Annotated in this window: 15 protein-coding genes and 1 pseudogene; 5 read left to right on the top strand and 11 right to left on the bottom strand. The window is 64.4% G+C overall.

All coding sequences use genetic code 11. The annotated features are described in order from the left end of the window. Nucleotides 1-10 precede the first annotated feature (10 nt). The 3 genes from L6D80_RS03490 to L6D80_RS03480 all read right to left on the bottom strand — a co-directional run bounded on the left by L6D80_RS03490 (nucleotide 11) and on the right by L6D80_RS03480 (nucleotide 3,339). Nucleotides 11-847, bottom strand: coding sequence for a bifunctional allantoicase/(S)-ureidoglycine aminohydrolase (locus L6D80_RS03490; RefSeq protein WP_176514153.1), 837 nt, complete (start codon nucleotides 845-847; stop codon nucleotides 11-13). 132 nt (nucleotides 848-979) lie between these two features. Continuing rightward, nucleotides 980-2,344, bottom strand: coding sequence for an LLM class flavin-dependent oxidoreductase (locus L6D80_RS03485; protein ID WP_054899653.1), 1,365 nt, complete (start codon nucleotides 2,342-2,344; stop codon nucleotides 980-982). A 14-nt stretch (nucleotides 2,345-2,358) separates the two neighbouring features. Further along, the gene (locus L6D80_RS03480) at nucleotides 2,359-3,339 is read right to left on the bottom strand and encodes an aliphatic sulfonate ABC transporter substrate-binding protein (protein WP_054899652.1); all 981 of its coding nucleotides are present in this window, start codon (nucleotides 3,337-3,339) and stop codon (nucleotides 2,359-2,361) included. A 251-nt stretch (nucleotides 3,340-3,590) separates the two neighbouring features. Between L6D80_RS03480 and L6D80_RS03475 the strand changes: the two genes are divergently transcribed. Continuing rightward, the gene (locus L6D80_RS03475) at nucleotides 3,591-4,469 is read left to right on the top strand and encodes an NHL repeat-containing protein (protein ID WP_176514152.1); all 879 of its coding nucleotides are present in this window, start codon (nucleotides 3,591-3,593) and stop codon (nucleotides 4,467-4,469) included. 97 nt (nucleotides 4,470-4,566) lie between these two features. On the opposite strand, the gene L6D80_RS03470 is transcribed toward L6D80_RS03475, so the two are convergent. From L6D80_RS03470 to L6D80_RS03455, 4 genes are all read right to left on the bottom strand, one after another. Then, the gene (locus L6D80_RS03470; RefSeq protein WP_176514150.1) at nucleotides 4,567-5,229 is read right to left on the bottom strand and encodes a class I SAM-dependent methyltransferase; all 663 of its coding nucleotides are present in this window, start codon (nucleotides 5,227-5,229) and stop codon (nucleotides 4,567-4,569) included. Between the two features lie 26 nt (nucleotides 5,230-5,255). Then, nucleotides 5,256-6,077 carry a phosphatase PAP2 family protein gene (locus tag L6D80_RS03465; protein WP_176514148.1) on the bottom strand — a complete coding sequence of 274 codons (822 nt, stop codon included), beginning with the start codon at nucleotides 6,075-6,077 and terminating at the stop codon, nucleotides 5,256-5,258. Nucleotides 6,078-6,079: 2 nt separating this feature from the next. Then, nucleotides 6,080-6,757 carry a lipopolysaccharide core heptose(II)-phosphate phosphatase PmrG gene (pmrG, locus tag L6D80_RS03460; RefSeq protein ID WP_176514146.1) on the bottom strand — a complete coding sequence of 226 codons (678 nt, stop codon included), beginning with the start codon at nucleotides 6,755-6,757 and terminating at the stop codon, nucleotides 6,080-6,082. Between the two features lie 163 nt (nucleotides 6,758-6,920). Further along, entirely contained in the window at nucleotides 6,921-7,724 is an 804-nt protein-coding gene (locus tag L6D80_RS03455) for a LysR family transcriptional regulator (RefSeq protein WP_176514144.1), read from the bottom strand. A 123-nt stretch (nucleotides 7,725-7,847) separates the two neighbouring features. Here L6D80_RS03455 and L6D80_RS03450 point away from each other — a divergent pair, with 123 nt between their 5' ends. The 4 genes from L6D80_RS03450 to L6D80_RS03435 all read left to right on the top strand — a co-directional run bounded on the left by L6D80_RS03450 (nucleotide 7,848) and on the right by L6D80_RS03435 (nucleotide 9,841). Beyond that, nucleotides 7,848-8,579, top strand: a complete 732-nt coding sequence (locus L6D80_RS03450; protein WP_176514143.1) for an SDR family oxidoreductase — start codon at nucleotides 7,848-7,850, stop codon at nucleotides 8,577-8,579. A gap of 160 nt (nucleotides 8,580-8,739) precedes the next feature. Further along, complete coding sequence (locus tag L6D80_RS03445; RefSeq protein WP_054899645.1) at nucleotides 8,740-8,940, top strand: DUF1289 domain-containing protein; 201 nt, start codon at nucleotides 8,740-8,742, stop codon at nucleotides 8,938-8,940. Nucleotides 8,941-8,980: 40 nt separating this feature from the next. Beyond that, nucleotides 8,981-9,142, top strand: a complete 162-nt coding sequence (locus L6D80_RS03440) for a DUF2986 domain-containing protein (protein WP_082422711.1) — start codon at nucleotides 8,981-8,983, stop codon at nucleotides 9,140-9,142. Nucleotides 9,143-9,205: 63 nt separating this feature from the next. Then, complete coding sequence (locus tag L6D80_RS03435) at nucleotides 9,206-9,841, top strand: LysE family translocator (RefSeq protein WP_176514141.1); 636 nt, start codon at nucleotides 9,206-9,208, stop codon at nucleotides 9,839-9,841. Between the two features lie 50 nt (nucleotides 9,842-9,891). Here the strand turns inward: L6D80_RS03435 and L6D80_RS03430 are convergent, their stop codons facing one another. The 4 genes and pseudogenes from L6D80_RS03430 to L6D80_RS03415 form a co-directional block, all read right to left on the bottom strand. Continuing rightward, nucleotides 9,892-10,233, bottom strand: a complete 342-nt coding sequence (locus L6D80_RS03430) for a copper-binding protein (RefSeq protein WP_176514139.1) — start codon at nucleotides 10,231-10,233, stop codon at nucleotides 9,892-9,894. Next, nucleotides 10,230-13,388, bottom strand: coding sequence for an efflux RND transporter permease subunit (locus L6D80_RS03425; RefSeq protein ID WP_176514137.1), 3,159 nt, complete (start codon nucleotides 13,386-13,388; stop codon nucleotides 10,230-10,232). Before L6D80_RS03425 ends, L6D80_RS03430 begins: the two co-directional genes overlap by 4 nt. 8 nt (nucleotides 13,389-13,396) lie before the next feature. Continuing rightward, nucleotides 13,397-14,605 (bottom strand): annotated as a pseudogene (locus L6D80_RS03420) (efflux RND transporter periplasmic adaptor subunit); the annotation flags it as partial. Next, on the bottom strand, nucleotides 14,602-15,855 hold the full coding sequence (locus L6D80_RS03415; protein ID WP_176514136.1) for a TolC family protein: 1,254 nt from the start codon (nucleotides 15,853-15,855) through the stop codon (nucleotides 14,602-14,604). The pseudogene L6D80_RS03420 and the gene L6D80_RS03415, both read right to left, overlap by 4 nt. Between the last annotated feature and the right edge of the window lie 30 nt (nucleotides 15,856-15,885).

The following is a 15,885-nucleotide window of genomic DNA, read 5'->3' as shown; positions in this document are numbered from 1 at the left end:
CAACCAGAACTCAACGCTGTGGGTTGAGCGTCAGGTGCACGTGGCGGTTCACATCCTTGTACAGCAGGTAGCTGAATTTGCCTGGGCCGCCGGCATAGCAGGCTTGCGGGCAGAAGGCGCGCAGCCACATGAAGTCGCCGGCTTCCACTTCGACCCAGTCCTGGTTCAGGCGGTAGACCGCCTTGCCTTCCAGTACGTACAGGCCGTGTTCCATGACGTGGGTTTCGGCAAACGGAATCACGCCGCCAGGCTGGAAGGTCACGATGTTGACGTGCATGTCGTGACGCATGTCGGCCATGTCGACGAAGCGCGTGGTGACCCAGCGGCCTTCGGTGCCCGGCATCTCGATGACGGTGGCATTGTCCCGATGGGTGACGAAGGATTCCGGAGCATCCAGGCCTTCAACCTTCTGGTAGTGCTTGCGCAACCAGTGGAAGGTGGTATTGGCCTTGCTGTGGTTGCGCAGGCTCCATTCAGCGCCTGGGGCAATGAACGCGTAGCCACCCTGGCTCAGAGTGTGGTGCTTGCCTTCCAGGGTGATGTCGAGTTCGCCTTCGACGACGAACACTACTGCTTCAGCGTTGGGGTCCAGTTCTGGGCGCTCGCTGCCGCCTTCCGGGGCCACTTCAACGATGTACTGGGAGAAGGTTTCGGCAAAGCCGGTCAGCGGGCGGGCGATGACCCACATGCGCATCTTGTCCCAGAACGGCAGGTGGCTGGTGACGATGTCACGCATCACGCCTTTGGGGATTACGGCATAGGCTTCGGTGAACATGGCACGGTCAGTCAGCAGCTCGGTTTGAGCCGGGTGCCCACCGTGGGGGGCGAAGTAGGAGTGATTCGACATGAACGGTCTCGACTTGTTGTTCTCTCCCCATGCCTTGGACCACACCGGCCGGTGCGTGCAGGGGATGCACGGACAGCATAGGGGCCAGTCCGCGGCATCCACAAATTAAATGTTGAAATACCCGGTATTTGCTTACTGAATGCTAACCTGGCGCCCGGCGTGGTCGTCGGGCAAGCGATCGCCCTGGCCAAACAGCTTGTGGCGCAGGGTGCCCTCGGTGTAACCCAGCGGGTAGCGGCCGCGGCGTTGCAACTCCGGTACCAGCAGCTCAACCACATTGGCCAGGTCATCCGGTTGCACCGCATAGGTGAGGTTGAAACCGTCGATCCCGGTCTGATCGAGCCAGTGCTCCAACTGATCTGCGATTTCACTGGGGTTACCCACCAGCACCGGGCCACGCCCGCCAAGGCCGATGAACTCGGCGGCTTCGCGCACTGTCCAGCGCCGGTTGGGGTCGGCGGCGGTGAAGGCGGCCAAGGCGGCGCGGCCAGCATCGTTTTCCACGTACTCGATGTGGGTGTCCGGGTCGAGGCCAGCGAAGTCGATCCCCGTCCAGCCCGAGAGCAGGGCGAGGGCGGCATCCAGGTCCACATGGCGACGGTAATCGGCAAAACGCGCCTGGGCCTCTTCGGTGGTGGACGCGACGATCAGCAGGGCCTGGGCGTAGATCAGCACGTCATCACTGCCGCGCCCGGCCACCTCGCTGGCCTGACGAATGCCATCGGCGTAGCGGCGCAGCACCGTCGGTGTTGGCCCGCTGATGAACACACATTCGGCATGCCGGGCGGCAAACTGCTGGCCGCGCGCCGAGGCGCCGGCCTGGAACAGTACCGGGGTGCGCTGCGGTGAGGGTTGGCACAGGTGCATGCCGGGTACCTGGAAGTGCTCGCCGGCGTGGCCAATGGCATGCACTTTCGAGGGTTCGATGTAGCGGCCGGTGTCCCGTTCGAGCAGCACGGCATCGTCGTCCCAGCTTTTTTCCCACAGTTTGTACAGCACCTGCAGGTATTCCTCAGCCAGGTCGTAGCGCTGGTCGTGCCCCAGTTGACGCGCCAGGCCCAGGTTGCGCGCGGCGCTGTCCAGGTAGCCGGTAACGATGTTCCAGCCCACCCGGCCGTTGCTCAGGTGGTCGAGCGTGGACATGCGCCGGGCGAAGGGGTAGGGGTGTTCGTAGGTCAGCGAGAAGGTCACGCCAAAGCCTAGATGCTCGGTGACGCCGGCCATGGCCGGCACCAGCAGCAGCGGGTCATTGACCGGCACCTGCACGCCGCCGCGCAGGGCGGCATCGGGCCCACCCTGGTAGACGTCATAGATGCCCAGCACATCGGCGATGAACAGCGCGTCGAACAGGCCGCGCTCGAGCAGACGCGCAAGGTCGGTCCAGTAATCCAGGCGGTTGAAGGCCACGCTGGTGTTGCGCGGGTGACGCCACAGCCCAGGCGACTGGTGGCTCGCGGCGTTCATGCTGAAGGCGTTGAAACGGATGTGGCGGGGCATCACGTCATCTCCGTTCAAGGCAGCACGGAAGCCGGGTAAACCGCATCGGCCACCTGCAGCTTGTGCGGGATCAAGCCCAGGCCCTGGAAGGTGTCAGCCAGTTTCTGCTGCTCCGCGACGATCTGCGGGGTGATGGCCACGGCGTTGTAGTTGCGCCGTTCGCTGGCCACTTCCAGCACATTGGCGTTGATGCCCAGTTGCGGTGCCAGCAGTGCTGCCACTTCAGCGGGCTTGGCGTTGGCCCACTGGCTGACCTTGCCCAGCTCGGCGAAGAAGGTCTTGAGCACGTCCCGATGCTGGTCGGCGAAGCTGGCGGTAGACAGGTAGAAGGTGCGGTTGTTGGACAGGCCGCTGCCATCGCGCAGGTTCTTCAGGCCAGGTTGGCTTTCTGCGGCGGCAAGGAACGGGTCCCACAGGGTCGCGGCCTGCACGCTGCCCGACTGCAGGGCGGCCACCGCATCGGCGGCGTTGTTCACGTAGGCGGGGGTGATGTCCTGGTAGGTCAGGCCGGCTTGTTCGAGGGCTACGGCCAACAGGTACTGGGCGTTCCAGCCACGGCCCGTCGCCACGCGCTTGCCTTTGAGGTCCTGTACGCCGGCGAGGTGATCCTGTTCACGGACCACCAGGCCGATGCCACGCGGGTAGGGCTGTTCGGCGGCCAGGTACACCACCGGTTTGCCGGCTGCCTGGGCGAAGACCGACGGCGCGTCGGCGGCATGGCCCAAGTCGATAGCGCCGGTACTCAGTGCTTCGAGCAGTTGTGGGCCGGCGGCGAATTCATACCAGCTGACTTTCACCCCTTGGGGTGCCAGGGCCTTTTCCAGAGCACCGCTGCTCTTGAGGATATTGATGCTGTTGAATTTCTGGTAACCGATCCGCAGGGTATTTGCCTCATCGGCAATGGCGTTGGACCAGGGCAGCAGGGCGCTGGCGACGGTTGCCAGCAGGCCGCCGACCAGCAGGCGGCGCAAGGGAGAGAAGGCACGGGCGGGCATGGGAGCGATCCTTGAACAGGGGGATAAACGGTGCCCCCAGCGTAAGGAGACTGCGTTTGGCTTTCAATTTTTTAATTCCATTTGATTAGATTGTTTTGTTCTTTTTATATCCTTTTGTGATTTTTACGGAACGATCCAAAGCAGTGGATTTACCTGTGCTGGCCGGCTTTTACGCGAGGAACAACGCCGATTGACATTTTTTTCACATTGCCTTGCTAGGATCGCTCGCATTCTCGAGGAGCCAGTCTTTCATGCCCATTTTGCGCCAGCGCGGCCCCCGTATCGCCCTGACCACCACTGCCGCACTACTCAGCGCTACCTTGGGCTTTTTCGCCTGGCAGAGCTTTTATCCCGTCCAGGCCAGCGATGGCTGGGCGGTCGAGGTGCTGCACCGGGATGTGGCCAAGGCCGCGTCGCTGCTACCCCAGGCCGATGGCAGCCTGTTGGTCAGCCGCGAACTGGATGATGGCCGTGGCAGCATCCTCAAGATCACTGCCTCGGGGGACCGTGTGGTACTGATCGACAAGCTGTCCAAGCCCGACGGTATGGTCGCGGCCCAGGGCGGCTGGGTGTTCAGCCAGGAGGGCGGGCTGGCACCGGTCAGCCTGTCCCGCGATGGCCAGGTGTCGCACCTGTTCGACGGCGATAGCGTGCAGGGGCTCTGGAACGATGGTGATTACCTGTACGCCATCGAAGACCGCAAGGGCAATGGCCGGCTGATGCGTTACCAGTGGGCCAGCGGCCGGCTTGAAGTGCTGCGCTCGGGCCTGACCGAAACCGAGGGGCTGGCGCGTTGCACGGATGGTCGCCTGCTGTACACCGAGAAGCGCACCGGCAAGGTGCGTGCGCTGGCTGACGACGGTAATGATCCGGTGGTAGTGGAAGGCCTGCGCAACCCGACGTTCCTGATGTGTGATCAGCGTGGCCTGTGGATCAGCGAAGACAATACCCATCGCGCCCGCCTGCTGCGCGTCGATGCCGATGGCTCGCAGCACACTGTGCTGACCTTCCTCAAGGCGCCGCAGTCGATCGTGCCCGACGGCAAGGGCGGTTACCTGTTGGCCGAAGGTGGCCGCAACCGTGTGCTGCAACTGACCCCGCCGCCAGAGCAGCACACAGCGCAGCGCTAGCCGGGCAGGCGGCGCTTGCGCCCCGATCACCGACGCTGATTGCCCGGGTCGCGCCTATGCGGGCTACCAGGCCAGAAGGGTGGCGCAAGTAAACGGTTTATTCCGCCACCAGCAGCAACGACTGCGGCACCGCCTGCTGCGGATGTTGTGGCTCTTGCAGGCTCACCAGCCTGAAGCCGGCCATGTCCAGCGCATTGAACCAACTGGCCAAGGTGCGGAAGTACCACGGCATCGGCTGCCACTGCCCGGCAAACCCGGCGAACGACTCCTCGCGCCAGCCATCCTGGTAGTCCCCATCGGCCACGCTCCAGGGGTGCAGGGTCTGGATCACCAGTGCGCCGCCGGGCACCAGCAGAGCCTTCATGGCCGCCAGCAGCGCAATGATGTCCTGCTGCAGCAAGGCAAAGTTGGCGCAGACCAGGTCATAGCCCGTACCGATGTCCACTACGCCCGTGGCCAATTGCTCATAGCTGGCCTGATACACGTGCGCCGAGCCTGCGGCCCGCGCGGCTTCGACCAACGCGGCATCGCCATCCACGCCGTGGGCGTCGATGCCCCGGTCAGCCAGCATCCGCAGCAGCCAACCCTCGCCACACCCAAGGTCCAACACCCGATCAGGCTGGCGGCCAAGCACGGCCAACAGGATTGCCTGGTTGGTGACCTGCTGACGGCTTTCGATGGCTCCGCCGCGAACAGCATCGATCCAGGCCTGCGCGTTGTATTGCCAGCTTTGCAGCAAGGCAGCTTCGCGGCTTGCCATCGCACCCTCCAGCGCAGTGGGAAAGCTCAAGCATAGGCATCCACGGGCAGGTTGTCTCTGGCCTGGTGCAATGTCGGTTGCAGGGCTGGCCGGCCATAGAACAGCAGGGCGGTGGTCCAGGTCGTCAACCAGACGAAAATCCCGGCCCAGAAGGTATGAGACATGTAGTGCCAGCCCTGGAGCACTCGGGTAGTGCCGAAGACAAAACCGATCAGCAGGATGGCCACCAGCAGCTTGCGAGCGTGCGGCCAGCGGTGGCGCAAGGCTACGAAGTACAGGGCGAGCAAGGTGAAGCCGCTGGAAGCGTGACCGCCTGGCCAGCAGCGGCCGTCACCGGCCTTGCTCAGCCAGGTGAAGTTTTCATACCACTCCATGTGCAACTGGTTGCCACCGTACAGCGTGGTTTCAACCGGGCAGTACACGCTGGTGTGGCTTTTCAGGTAGTGGATCACGGTGGTGCTCAGGGCGAAGGCGACCACGATGAACAGCAAGTCGCGGCGGTGCCGATGCGTCAAGCGCAACAACGGGCTGAGCCTGGTTTTGTGCAGTAGCCGGGTAATCCCTGCCTCGGGACGGGCGGCCAGGCGTGGCCACACAAACGACAGTAACGTGCCGATCACCGCCAGCTCACCGGTCCAGTCCGGCAGGATGCGCGGCCACTTGTGGGTCAGTGTCTCGAACCACTGCACATGCAACAGCGGGAATCGGCCGGTGGCCGGGTCGAGCAGCAGGTTGCTGATCCAGCGATCCAGCGCGGTGAGGTCGAACAGCAGGAACACCATGACCGCCAGCAGCAGGGGCAGCAGCAGGTTGTTGACGTAAAACGTGGTCCGTGAAGGGCCTGGCATGGTTATTCCCCAGTACGGCTGACAAGTTTGCGCCATTGATTGGCATTCAGTTGCCCGAGTATTCGGGGATGCCCCGTTGGGCCTTTGGCGACGAACAGCGCACTGGCATAGCCGCTGTCGCGCTCGCCACCCGGTACGTCCAGTTGCCGCTCGAACTGGTCGATGCAACCACTGTGGGTCACCAGCACCAGGTTGTGGCCAGCGCGCTTGCGCGCCAATGCGGCATCGGCGAAAGTGCCGTCGCACCTCATCAGCCAGTCTTGCGTCTCGACAGCCCTGCCGAAGACGTACGACGCGGTCTGCCGGGTGCGAACTTCCGGGCTGCTGAGGATATCGGCCGCGTCCAACCCCAGGTCACGGATGCCATCGCCCACGCCCGCGGCTGCCTGGCTGCCTTCCAGGGTGATGCCGGCGGGGTCGTTCAGGCAGGGGTGACTGGAGCGGTCGCAGCGCTCGGCATGGCGCACCAGCACTATTACTTCGCCTTTGGCCCAGGCGGAATAGACACCGCTGGCCTGCATGCGCTGCACCGTGCCCAGGTTTGCCACCTGGGTGCCAGAGGCATGCCAGAGGCCGAATGCCAGCAGCGCCAGCAGCACGCCCAGCAGCAAGGGCCTGGGTAGGCGCCGGCGCCAGGCACGCACAGGGCGCGGGTGAACGTGAATGACATGTTCCAGCATGCGGCCACTCCAAGGCTGAGCGGGTAAGGCCGAAAAGGTCGGCCCCCCGAAACTGGCGGCACCTTAGCGTTGTGGTTGTGGCGCTGGAGTGAAGCGGATGTGAAAAAAGTCTGGGCGGGCACAGCCGCAGGGCCGGGCGAGATCACGCCCGGCCAGGGCTGTATTAGCGGTGATCGCCTTGCAGCGCATCGCGCAATTGGCCGAGGCTGTCGATTTCGAGCGCCTGGGCGCTGTAGCACAGGCCAATGCGCCGGCGCAGGTCCAGTTGCGGCAAGGCTTGCATGCGCACCCCAGGGTGTTCTGCGGCCAGTGACTGAGGCACGATCGCGGTGCCCATCTGTGCGGCGACCATGGCCAGCGCCAGGGCAAAGGTTTCGGCCTCGCCCGCTGGCGCATCGCCTGCACTGCCGTAGAGCGGCAGCAGGCGCTGGTGGCTGCCATGGCTGGGGCAGGTGATCCAGCGTGTTTCCTCAACCCGCGGGTCACCTGCAGCAAAGGGCAGGGCGAGGACGAACGGGTCGCTGTGCAGCGGCAGGAACAGCTCGTCCTCGCAACGTTGGTCTTCGCTGGCCAGCCTGGCCACCCCCAGGCACCCGGTGGCCAGGTGCAGACGGATCGCCGGCTGGATCGCCGCCGCCGCCAGCACGACCTTTCTGATCACCGACGCCCCGACGTCATGCTCGACGCCAATCTGCAGGGGCTCGCGGACGCGGTCGTGTTTGAAGCGAGTCACCAAACGCGCCGCGTCCGCGACCATGCGCTGGGCTTCGGGGTACAGCGTGCGGGCATCGTCGGTCACCTCGACGCCCCGGGCCTTGCGCACGAACAAGGTGGTGCCGAGCGCTTCTTCAAGCGCCTTGATACTGCCTGAAAGCGCAGGTTGGCTCAGGTGGATCGAGCGGGCGGCAGCGGTGATGTTGCGCTCCTCGAATACCGCGATGAAGGCCCTGAGTTGACGATAATCCATTGACTTACCCATAAGTTGTACCGATGGCAGCCAAAAGAATATCCCATTTTTCGCCGCGACAGCGGGCTTCTATAATCGCTTTGCTGCTTAACCATAGGCCTTTTGAATCACAGGACCCTCGCAATGACAAGCACTCATAAACCGCTGGTAGTCATCACCGGAGCCAGCTCTGGCATTGGCCTGGCGACCGCCAAACTGCTGTCCCAGCGCGGGCATGCTCTGCTTCTGCTGTCCCGCCGCCTGGAGAAGATGGTGCAACTCGGCCTGCCGAACACCCTGGCGCTGGCCGTCGATATCACCGACCGTGAGGCACTGGTTGCGGCGGTGGCCCAGGCCGAAGAACGCTTCGGCCCGGTGGATGCGATCATCAACAACGCTGGCGTGATGCTGCTGGGCAGTATCGCCACCCAGGACCCAAGCCAGTGGGACCGCATGCTCGACGTCAACGTCCGTGGCCTGCTCAATGGGATTTTCGCCGTGACCAGCGGCATGGTCGAGCGCAAGCACGGCACCATCATCAACGTAGGCTCGGTGGCCGGGCGCAAGACCTTCCCCAACCACGTCGTGTACGTCGGCACCAAGTTCGCTGTCACCGGGCTTTCCGAAAACCTGCGCCAGGAGCTGTCGCCGAGCAATGTGCGGGTGATCACCATCGAGCCGGGCGCTGTCGACACCGAACTGCTGAGCCACACCACCGACGATGCCATCAAAGAGGGTTACAACGACTGGAAGCAGGAGATGGGCGGAGTGCTTGCTGCCGAGACCATTGCTGAAGTGATTGGCTTCGCCTATGCCCAGCCGCAATCGGTTTGCGTCCGTGAAATCGTGGTGTGCGCGACCCGCCAGGAGCAATGAGGGGCAGGGTAGCGCGCAGGGCCAGGCTTGCCTGATACCTGGCTCGACGCTTCGCGCATGAACACTCCGGTCGGGTTGTGTTCATGCGCGCCGTGAAACGTGATATGCAGCGATTCTGTCCGGCGTGCGCTATCATCCGCGCCCGCAACCGGAGCAGCCCATGGCCAAAGACATCGACAACCCCTGCGTTTCGCTGTGCCAGCTCAACAGCGAGCTGTGCGTGAGCTGTGGCCGCACCCGGGAAGAAATCCGCAAGTGGCGCGGTATGAAGCGCCCGGAAAAGATGGCTACCGTGCAACGCGCGGCCACCCGGATGAAGGCAATCGTCAAGAAGAACGCCAAGCGCCAGGGCGGCGATTGAGCCATGGCACCCTCCCTAATCCTGCCCACCAGGTGGATCAATGAATCGTCGCAAGAAAATCAAGCAGTTGCTGCAGGCACACGCCAAAAAGGCCAGCGCCAAGCTGGCACCTAAAAGCAAGCCCAAGTACATCTGCAAAGCCGACCGGTTGAAGCTGGCTGCCGAGGCTGCTGCTGAGCCAAGCGCTTCTTGCGAGCACTAAAGGAAGGCCCACCCGCTGCCACGGTGTAAGATGCCGGCTCCGTATTGCTCACGAGCCTGTCACATGGATCCGCACTCGCTGCTTGCCTTCACGCTGGTTGCCGCAATTGCCATTGCCAGCCCTGGCCCTGCCACCTTAATGGCCATCAACAACAGCCTTGCCCACGGGCAGCGCAGCGCCGTGTGGTCATCGCTGGGTAACGGTTGTGGCCTGTTCTGCCTCTCGGCGGCGGCCATGCTTGGCCTGGGGGCACTGCTTGCCAGCTCCGAGGTGCTGTTCAACGCGGTCAAAATCATCGGCGCGGGCTACCTGTTCTACCTCGGCGCACGGCAACTGCTGAAGAAAAACCCGATGCTGATGGATGGCGCACAGGCCGGTGGCGGCAAGCCCACTGCGCTGAAGCTGTACAAGTCGGCATTTTTCACGGCTGTCACCAACCCCAAGGCCACAATGTTCTTCACTGCGCTATTTCCGCAGTTCATCGACCAGAGTGCCGCGCTGCTACCGCAGTTCCTGACCCTTACCGGGATCTTCGTGGCCTTGTCGCTGACGTCCCTGAGCCTTTACGCGGCCGCCGCCGCTCGGGCCAAAGGTGTGTTGACCCGGCCTGCGCTGGCGCGCTGGGTGAGCCGGTTGGTGGGCACCACCTTCATCGGCTTTGGCGCAGCGATTCTGGCCATGCGCCGTCAGGCGAGTTGAGCCGTGTGGGCGCCCCTGCCTAGGCTGGCAGGGGCGCCCACATCAACGTTTTACGGTTTGCCGATATTCACGATCCGCGCCGTGCTCCCGTCCATGCGGAAGTCGAAACTGACGTGGTCGCCTGGTTGCAAGCCTTGCAGCTGTGCCGGGGTCGCTTGAAAGCCCATGGTCATCGCCGGCCACTGCAGCGCGGCGACCGGCCCATGGGCCAAGGTCACCTTGCCGCTCTGTTCATCCAGTGCCTTGATCGTTCCTTCGGCGTGCGCGCTGGGGGCGACCTGGTGGGTGGGCATGTTCATGCCCTCCATGGCCATGTCAGCCATGCTGTCCTGGGCTTGCGCGCCTGTGGCAAGGGTGAGAAGCATGGCAGCGCTGAGGTAGAGGTGTTTCATTGGGTTTCTCCAGTCTTGGGGTCATGGGGTGCTGCAAGATCGCGGCGCCGGGTTAGCCAGTACGCTGCGGGAATCACGAACAGAGAGAGCAGGGGCGCGGTGAGCATGCCGCCCACCATCGGCACGGCGATGCGGCTCATCACCTCGCTGCCGGTACCGCTGCTCCAAAGAATCGGCAATAGCCCCGCGACGATGACCGTCACGGTCATCGCCTTGGGCCGGATACGTTGCACTGCACCCTCGCGAATCGCCGCCAGCAAGGCTGCTGGCGTGCGTTCGCCGCTGCGCTGGCGGTCGTCCCAGGCGTTATTGAGGTAGAGCAGCATGATCACACCGAACTCCGCTGCCACACCGGCCAGGGCGATGAAGCCGACGCCGGTGGCGACCGACATGTTGAAACCCGCCAGGTACAGCAGCCACACCGCGCCAGTGAGGGCGAACGGCAACGTGGCCATGATCAGCAGCGCCTCGCCCAGGCGGCCGAACGCCAGGTACAGCAGCACGAAGATGATTGCCAGGGTTGCCGGGACCACCCACGCCAACCGTGCGTTGGCCCGCTCCAGGTACTCGAATTGCCCGGAGTAGCTCAGGCTCATGCCTGGGGCAAGTTTCACCTGGTGCTCCACTGCCTGGCGCAAATCGGCCACCACTGACGACAGGTCGCGCCCGCGCACGTCAATGTAAACCCAGCCGGAAGGGCGGGCGTTCTCGCTCTTGAGCATCGGTGGGCCTTGGGTGATGCGTACCTGGGCCACGGTGCCAAGGGTGATCTGGCTGCCTTGCGCGGTATAGATCGGCAGTTGGCGCAGGGCCTCGGCCGAATCGCGCCATTCGCGCGGGTAGCGCACGTTGATCGGGTAGCGCGCCAGGCCTTCCACCGTTTCGCCGACGGTTTCGCCGCCAATGGCGCCGGCGACGATGGCCTGCACGTCGGCGATGTTGAGGCCATAGCGCGCCGCTGCCTGGCGGTCGATGTCGAGGTCGACATAACGGCCCCCGGTCAAGCGCTCGGCCAGCGCCGAAGTTACACCGGGCACACCCTTGGCCGCCTGCTCGATCGCCAGCGTGACACGGTCGATCTGTGCCAGGTCACTGCCGGCAACCTTGACCCCGATCGGGCTCTTGATGCCGGTGGCGAGCATGTCGATACGGTTGCGGATGGGCGGGATCCAGATATTGGTCAGGCCCGGCACGCGCACGGTACGGTCGAGCAGCTCGATCAGTTTTTCGCTGGTCATGCCCGGGCGCCACTGCGCCTTCGGTTTGAGCCGCACCGTGGTCTCGAACATCTCCAGCGGCGCGGGGTCGGTAGCCGAGTCGGCGCGGCCGGCCTTGCCGAACACGCTGGCGACCTCGGGTACGGTACGGATCAGCCGGTCGGTGCGCTGCAACAGCTCCGAAGCCTTTTGCACCGACAGCCCAGGCAGCGCCGAGGGCATGTACAGCAGGTCACCTTCGTCCAGCGGTGGCAGGAATTCCCCGCCCAGCTGGCTCAGTGGCCACAGGCTACTGAGCAAGATCGCCAGCGCACCCAGCAGCGTCACCCACGGGTGGCGCAACACGGCGTCCAGGGCCGGCCGATACAGCCGAATCAGTCCACGGTTGAGCGGGTTGCGTTGCTCGGACGGTAGCGGCCCGCGAATCCAGTAGCCCATCAGTACCGGCACTAGCGTGACGGCAAGCCCTGCCGCACCGGCCATGGCGTAGGTCTTGGTGAACGCCAGCGGGGCGAACAGCCGCCCTTCCTGGGCCTGCAGGGTGAACACCGGGACGAACGACAGGGTAATGATCATCAGGCTGAAGAACAGTGCAGGCCCCACCTCGACCGCCGCTTCGGTCATGACCTGCCAGTGTTGTTCACCCTTCAGCACCTTGCCCGGGTTGCGCGCGTGCCAGGCCTCCACGCGCTTGTGGGCGTTCTCGATCATCACCACGGCGGCATCGACCATGGCCCCAATGGCGATGGCGATGCCGCCCAGCGACATGATATTGGCGTTGATGCCCTGGTGGCGCATGACAATCAGTGCAACCAATACCCCCACCGGCAGCGAGACGATCGCCACCAGCGACGAGCGCAGGTGCCAGAGAAACGCCAGGCACACCAGCGCGACCACGATGAACTCCTCGATCAGCTTGTGGCTGAGGTTGGTCACGGCGCGGTCGATCAATTGGCTGCGGTCATAGGTGGTCACCAGGTCGACCCCGGCAGGCAGGCTTTTTTTCAGGGTGCCGAGCTTGTCCTTGACGCGGGCGATGGCCTCTCGTGCATTTTTGCCATTGCGCAGGATCACCACGCCGCCCACGGCTTCACCTTCGCCATCCAGCTCACCGATACCCTGGCGCGCCGCTGGCCCGAGCTGCACAGTGGCCACATCGCCCAGCGTTACCGGTGCGCCATTGCTGGCCATGCGCAGGGGGATGGCGCGGAAATCGTCCAAGGTCTTCAGGTAGCCCGACGCCCGTACCATGAACTGTGCCTCGGCCTGCTCCAGCACACCGCCGCCGGTTTCCTGATTGGCCTGGCCGATGGCCTGCGACACGTCGCGCTGGGTGATCCCGAAGCTGGCCATGCGCAGGGGGTCGAGTACCACCTGATACGCCTTGACCATGCCACCGATGCTCGCTACCTCGGCCACATCCGGCAGTGTCTTGAGCTCGAAGCGCAGGAACCAGTCCTGCAGGCTGCGCAACTGTGCCAGGTCATGCCCGCCAGTGCGGTCGACCAGGGCGTACTGGTAGACCCAGCCCACCCCGGTGGCATCCGGGCCGAGCACCGGTCGGGCCGACGCCGGCAAGCGTGACTGCGCCTGGCTCAGGTACTCCAATACCCGTGAACGCGCCCAATAGGGGTCGGTGCCGTCTTCGAACAACACATAGACGAAGCTGTCACCATAGGCGGAGAAACCGCGTACGGTCTTGGCGCCCGGTACCGAGAGCATGGTGGTGGTCAGCGGGTAAGTGACCTGGTTTTCGACGATCTGGGGTGCCTGCCCCGGGTAGGCGGTGCGAATGATCACCTGCACATCCGACAGGTCGGGTAGTGCGTCGATGGGCAGGCTGCGCAGAGCGAACACGCCCCACGCTACCAGGAACAGGGTGGCAAGCAGCACCAGGATGCGGTTGCCCACCGACCAGCGAATCAGTTTGGCAATCATGGCTGGCCCTCTGCGGCGGTGGTCGCCTCTATGCCCCTGAGGCTGGCTTCGGAGTCGATCAGGAACTGCGCCGACGCCACGACGCGCTGGCCTGCCTGCAGCCCTTGCACAATGGCGACCTTGCCGCCGCTCTCCTGGCCCACAACGACCTCCACCGGGCGGAAGCGACCTTGCGCTTCGGCCAGCATCACCAGGTCACGCTTGCCGGTGCGGATAACGGCTTCGGCGGGTAGCAGCAGGCTGGCGTCGGCGTTGTCCGCCGGGTGCAGGGTGACCTGTGCGCTCATCCCTGGGCGCAGTCGGCCCTCACGGTTGGGCAGCTCGATGCGCAGGCGCAGGGTGCGGCTTTGCAGGTCGGCATCGGCGAGCAGGGCGGTCAGCGTTCCCGACACCGTCTCACCGGCAAACGCCGGGAGTCGTGCTTGCACCTGTTGCCCCTCGCGCAGCCCTTGGGCTTGGGCTTCCGGCACGGCAGCTTCGAGCCAGACAGCCGCCACGCCGTTGATCCGTGCCAGCGTCATGCCTGGCGTCACGGTCATGCCCGGGCGTACCTCGAGCGCCTGGATCACGCCGGCGCTCGGTGCCACCAGCGTAATCAGATTCTGCACCCTGCCGCTGCGGCCTACCTGGTCTATCAAGCTGGCAGGCATGCCCGCCAACACCAGGCGCTGGCGCGCTGCCGCCAGCAGTTGTGCATCGCCCGTATGCCGTAGCGCCAGATACTCTTCCTGCAGCCCTGCCCATTCCGGCGCCAGCACATCGGCCAGCGGGGCGCCCTTGGCCACCCGGTCCCCTGTGGCGCGCCCGTAGGTGCGCTCGACAAAACCTCCGGTACGCGCCTGCAGCACGCTGAAATCGCGCTCGTCAAAGGTCAACGCGCCGCTCACCTGTAATGAACGCTCGAGTTTGCCCTGGGTCACGGTCGCCAAGCGTACGCCCAGGTTCTGCTGCACGCCGGGTGCGATTTGTACCGCAGGCTGTGCTTGTTCAGTACTGCCATCGGCGTATTTGGGCACCAGTTGCATGTCCATGAACGGTGACTTGCCTGGGGCCGGGAAGTGTTGCTGCGGGAACATCGGGTCATACCAGTACAGCGCTTTCTGGGCACCTGTGTCCGGCGTTGGCTCGGTGTGGGGCTGCTGCGCCAGCCAGTAGCCAGCGCCAGCGCCCACGGCCAGTGCCAGCGCCGTGATCAGCCCGATCGTGGTCTGTTTCATGCCCGCACCTCGCCGTAAACGAAGTGCAAGCGGGCTGCCGTTGCTGCCAATTGCCCTTGTAGGTCGATATCCTTCAGCCGGGCTTGCACCCGCTGTTGCCGCATGGCGATTAGGTCACTGAGCGTCGACTTACCGGCACGGTAGTCGGCGAGCGCCAGGCGCACGCGGTCTTCTGCCAACGGCAGCAGGGTCTGGTGGCTGCGAGAAACGGCGCGCTGCAGACGCTGGTACTCCGCCAGGTCCGTTGCCAGCTGTGCGCCATGCTCACGCAGCGCCGCTTCCTGCTCGTCTTCGAGCTGCCGCACTTGGGCACGCCGCGCGGCGATCATGGGGTCTTGTCGTGAGCCGGTGAACAGGGGCAACTGGAAACTGAACTGCACACTGACCATGTTGCTGAACGCCGGCCCACGACGCTGGTAGTCCACCTGCCAGCCCCAGTCCGACTTCTTCTCGGCCAGCGCCTGTTCGACCTGCGCCTGCGCTTCTCTGGTCATGGCCCCGTACGCCACCAACTGCGGATGCTCATGCAGCGTATGCACATACTTCCCTGCATCCACCGACCATTGCGGAAAGGCGGAGGCCTGTGCATCGGCTGCCTGCCCGGTCCAGCGCTGCAGCGCTGCCCGGGCTTGGGCCTGCTGGCTCAGCAGTTGGTCCTTCTGTTCATCCAGTTGCGCAGCTTCCTGGCGGGGGGCAAGGGCATCGGCTGACGTTCCGCCACCGCCGGCGAGCCGGGCCTTTATTGCGGACGCTAACAACCGGTTTTCGCCATAGAGCGCGTCGAATGCCTGAAGTTTTCGTTGCACGGTGTAGGCCGCGATCCAGGCTTGTGCCGTGGCTGCCCGTACGTTGAGGCCCTCCAGAACGGCTTCGGCGTCTGCGCGTTCTGCTGCTGCTTGTGCGGTGTGCTCGCGAGCCTCGCGCTTGTCATGGTTGGGCACCTCCTGGGCGAGCCCGACCACCTGCATGGTCATGAAATCGCTGTTGCTGCTCCAGCGATCGCTGCCCTCCACGGGCAGGTTCTGTACGCCGAGGTTAAGCCGTGGATCGGGCAGTTCGCCTGCGGGCACAACCGCGCTGCGCGCCGCCGACAGTTGCTCCTGGCGAGCCTGAAGGGAAGGGGCGTTGCGCTCGGCCAGTTGCAGCGCCTCGTCCAGGGAAAGCGAAGCTGCCTGCGCCGGCAATAGCGGCAGCAGGGTCAGCAGGGCGGCCACAAGCGGCCGCCCGGGTTTGAAACCCTGAGGGGTCATGAAGAGGATTCCTCGAAAAAACCAGCGCAC

This window comes from Pseudomonas ceruminis (assembly GCF_021602025.1).
Classification (GTDB): Bacteria; Pseudomonadota; Gammaproteobacteria; order Pseudomonadales; family Pseudomonadaceae; genus Aquipseudomonas; species Aquipseudomonas ceruminis.
Note: the sequence above shows the minus strand (reverse complement) of the source record. Positions and strands in the feature narration are given on the sequence as shown.

What these genes read in the sequence shown, in the direction of transcription:
- L6D80_RS03475 (WP_176514152.1), top strand. Translation starts at nt 3,591, where the DNA reads ATGCCCATTTTGCGCCAGCGCGGCCCCCGTATCGCCCTGACCACCACT.
- L6D80_RS03470 (WP_176514150.1), bottom strand. Translation starts at nt 5,229, where the DNA reads ATGGCAAGCCGCGAAGCTGCCTTGCTGCAAAGCTGGCAATACAACGCG.
- L6D80_RS03480 (WP_054899652.1), bottom strand. Translation starts at nt 3,339, where the DNA reads ATGCCCGCCCGTGCCTTCTCTCCCTTGCGCCGCCTGCTGGTCGGCGGC.
- L6D80_RS03490 (WP_176514153.1), bottom strand. Translation starts at nt 847, where the DNA reads ATGTCGAATCACTCCTACTTCGCCCCCCACGGTGGGCACCCGGCTCAA.
- L6D80_RS03455 (WP_176514144.1), bottom strand. Translation starts at nt 7,724, where the DNA reads ATGGATTATCGTCAACTCAGGGCCTTCATCGCGGTATTCGAGGAGCGC.
- L6D80_RS03485 (WP_054899653.1), bottom strand. Translation starts at nt 2,344, where the DNA reads ATGCCCCGCCACATCCGTTTCAACGCCTTCAGCATGAACGCCGCGAGC.
- L6D80_RS03425 (WP_176514137.1), bottom strand. Translation starts at nt 13,388, where the DNA reads ATGATTGCCAAACTGATTCGCTGGTCGGTGGGCAACCGCATCCTGGTG.
- L6D80_RS03445 (WP_054899645.1), top strand. Translation starts at nt 8,740, where the DNA reads ATGGCCAAAGACATCGACAACCCCTGCGTTTCGCTGTGCCAGCTCAAC.
- pmrG (WP_176514146.1), bottom strand. Translation starts at nt 6,757, where the DNA reads ATGCTGGAACATGTCATTCACGTTCACCCGCGCCCTGTGCGTGCCTGG.
- L6D80_RS03415 (WP_176514136.1), bottom strand. Translation starts at nt 15,855, where the DNA reads ATGACCCCTCAGGGTTTCAAACCCGGGCGGCCGCTTGTGGCCGCCCTG.
- L6D80_RS03430 (WP_176514139.1), bottom strand. Translation starts at nt 10,233, where the DNA reads ATGAAACACCTCTACCTCAGCGCTGCCATGCTTCTCACCCTTGCCACA.
- L6D80_RS03465 (WP_176514148.1), bottom strand. Translation starts at nt 6,077, where the DNA reads ATGCCAGGCCCTTCACGGACCACGTTTTACGTCAACAACCTGCTGCTG.
- L6D80_RS03450 (WP_176514143.1), top strand. Translation starts at nt 7,848, where the DNA reads ATGACAAGCACTCATAAACCGCTGGTAGTCATCACCGGAGCCAGCTCT.
- L6D80_RS03435 (WP_176514141.1), top strand. Translation starts at nt 9,206, where the DNA reads ATGGATCCGCACTCGCTGCTTGCCTTCACGCTGGTTGCCGCAATTGCC.
- L6D80_RS03440 (WP_082422711.1), top strand. Translation starts at nt 8,981, where the DNA reads ATGAATCGTCGCAAGAAAATCAAGCAGTTGCTGCAGGCACACGCCAAA.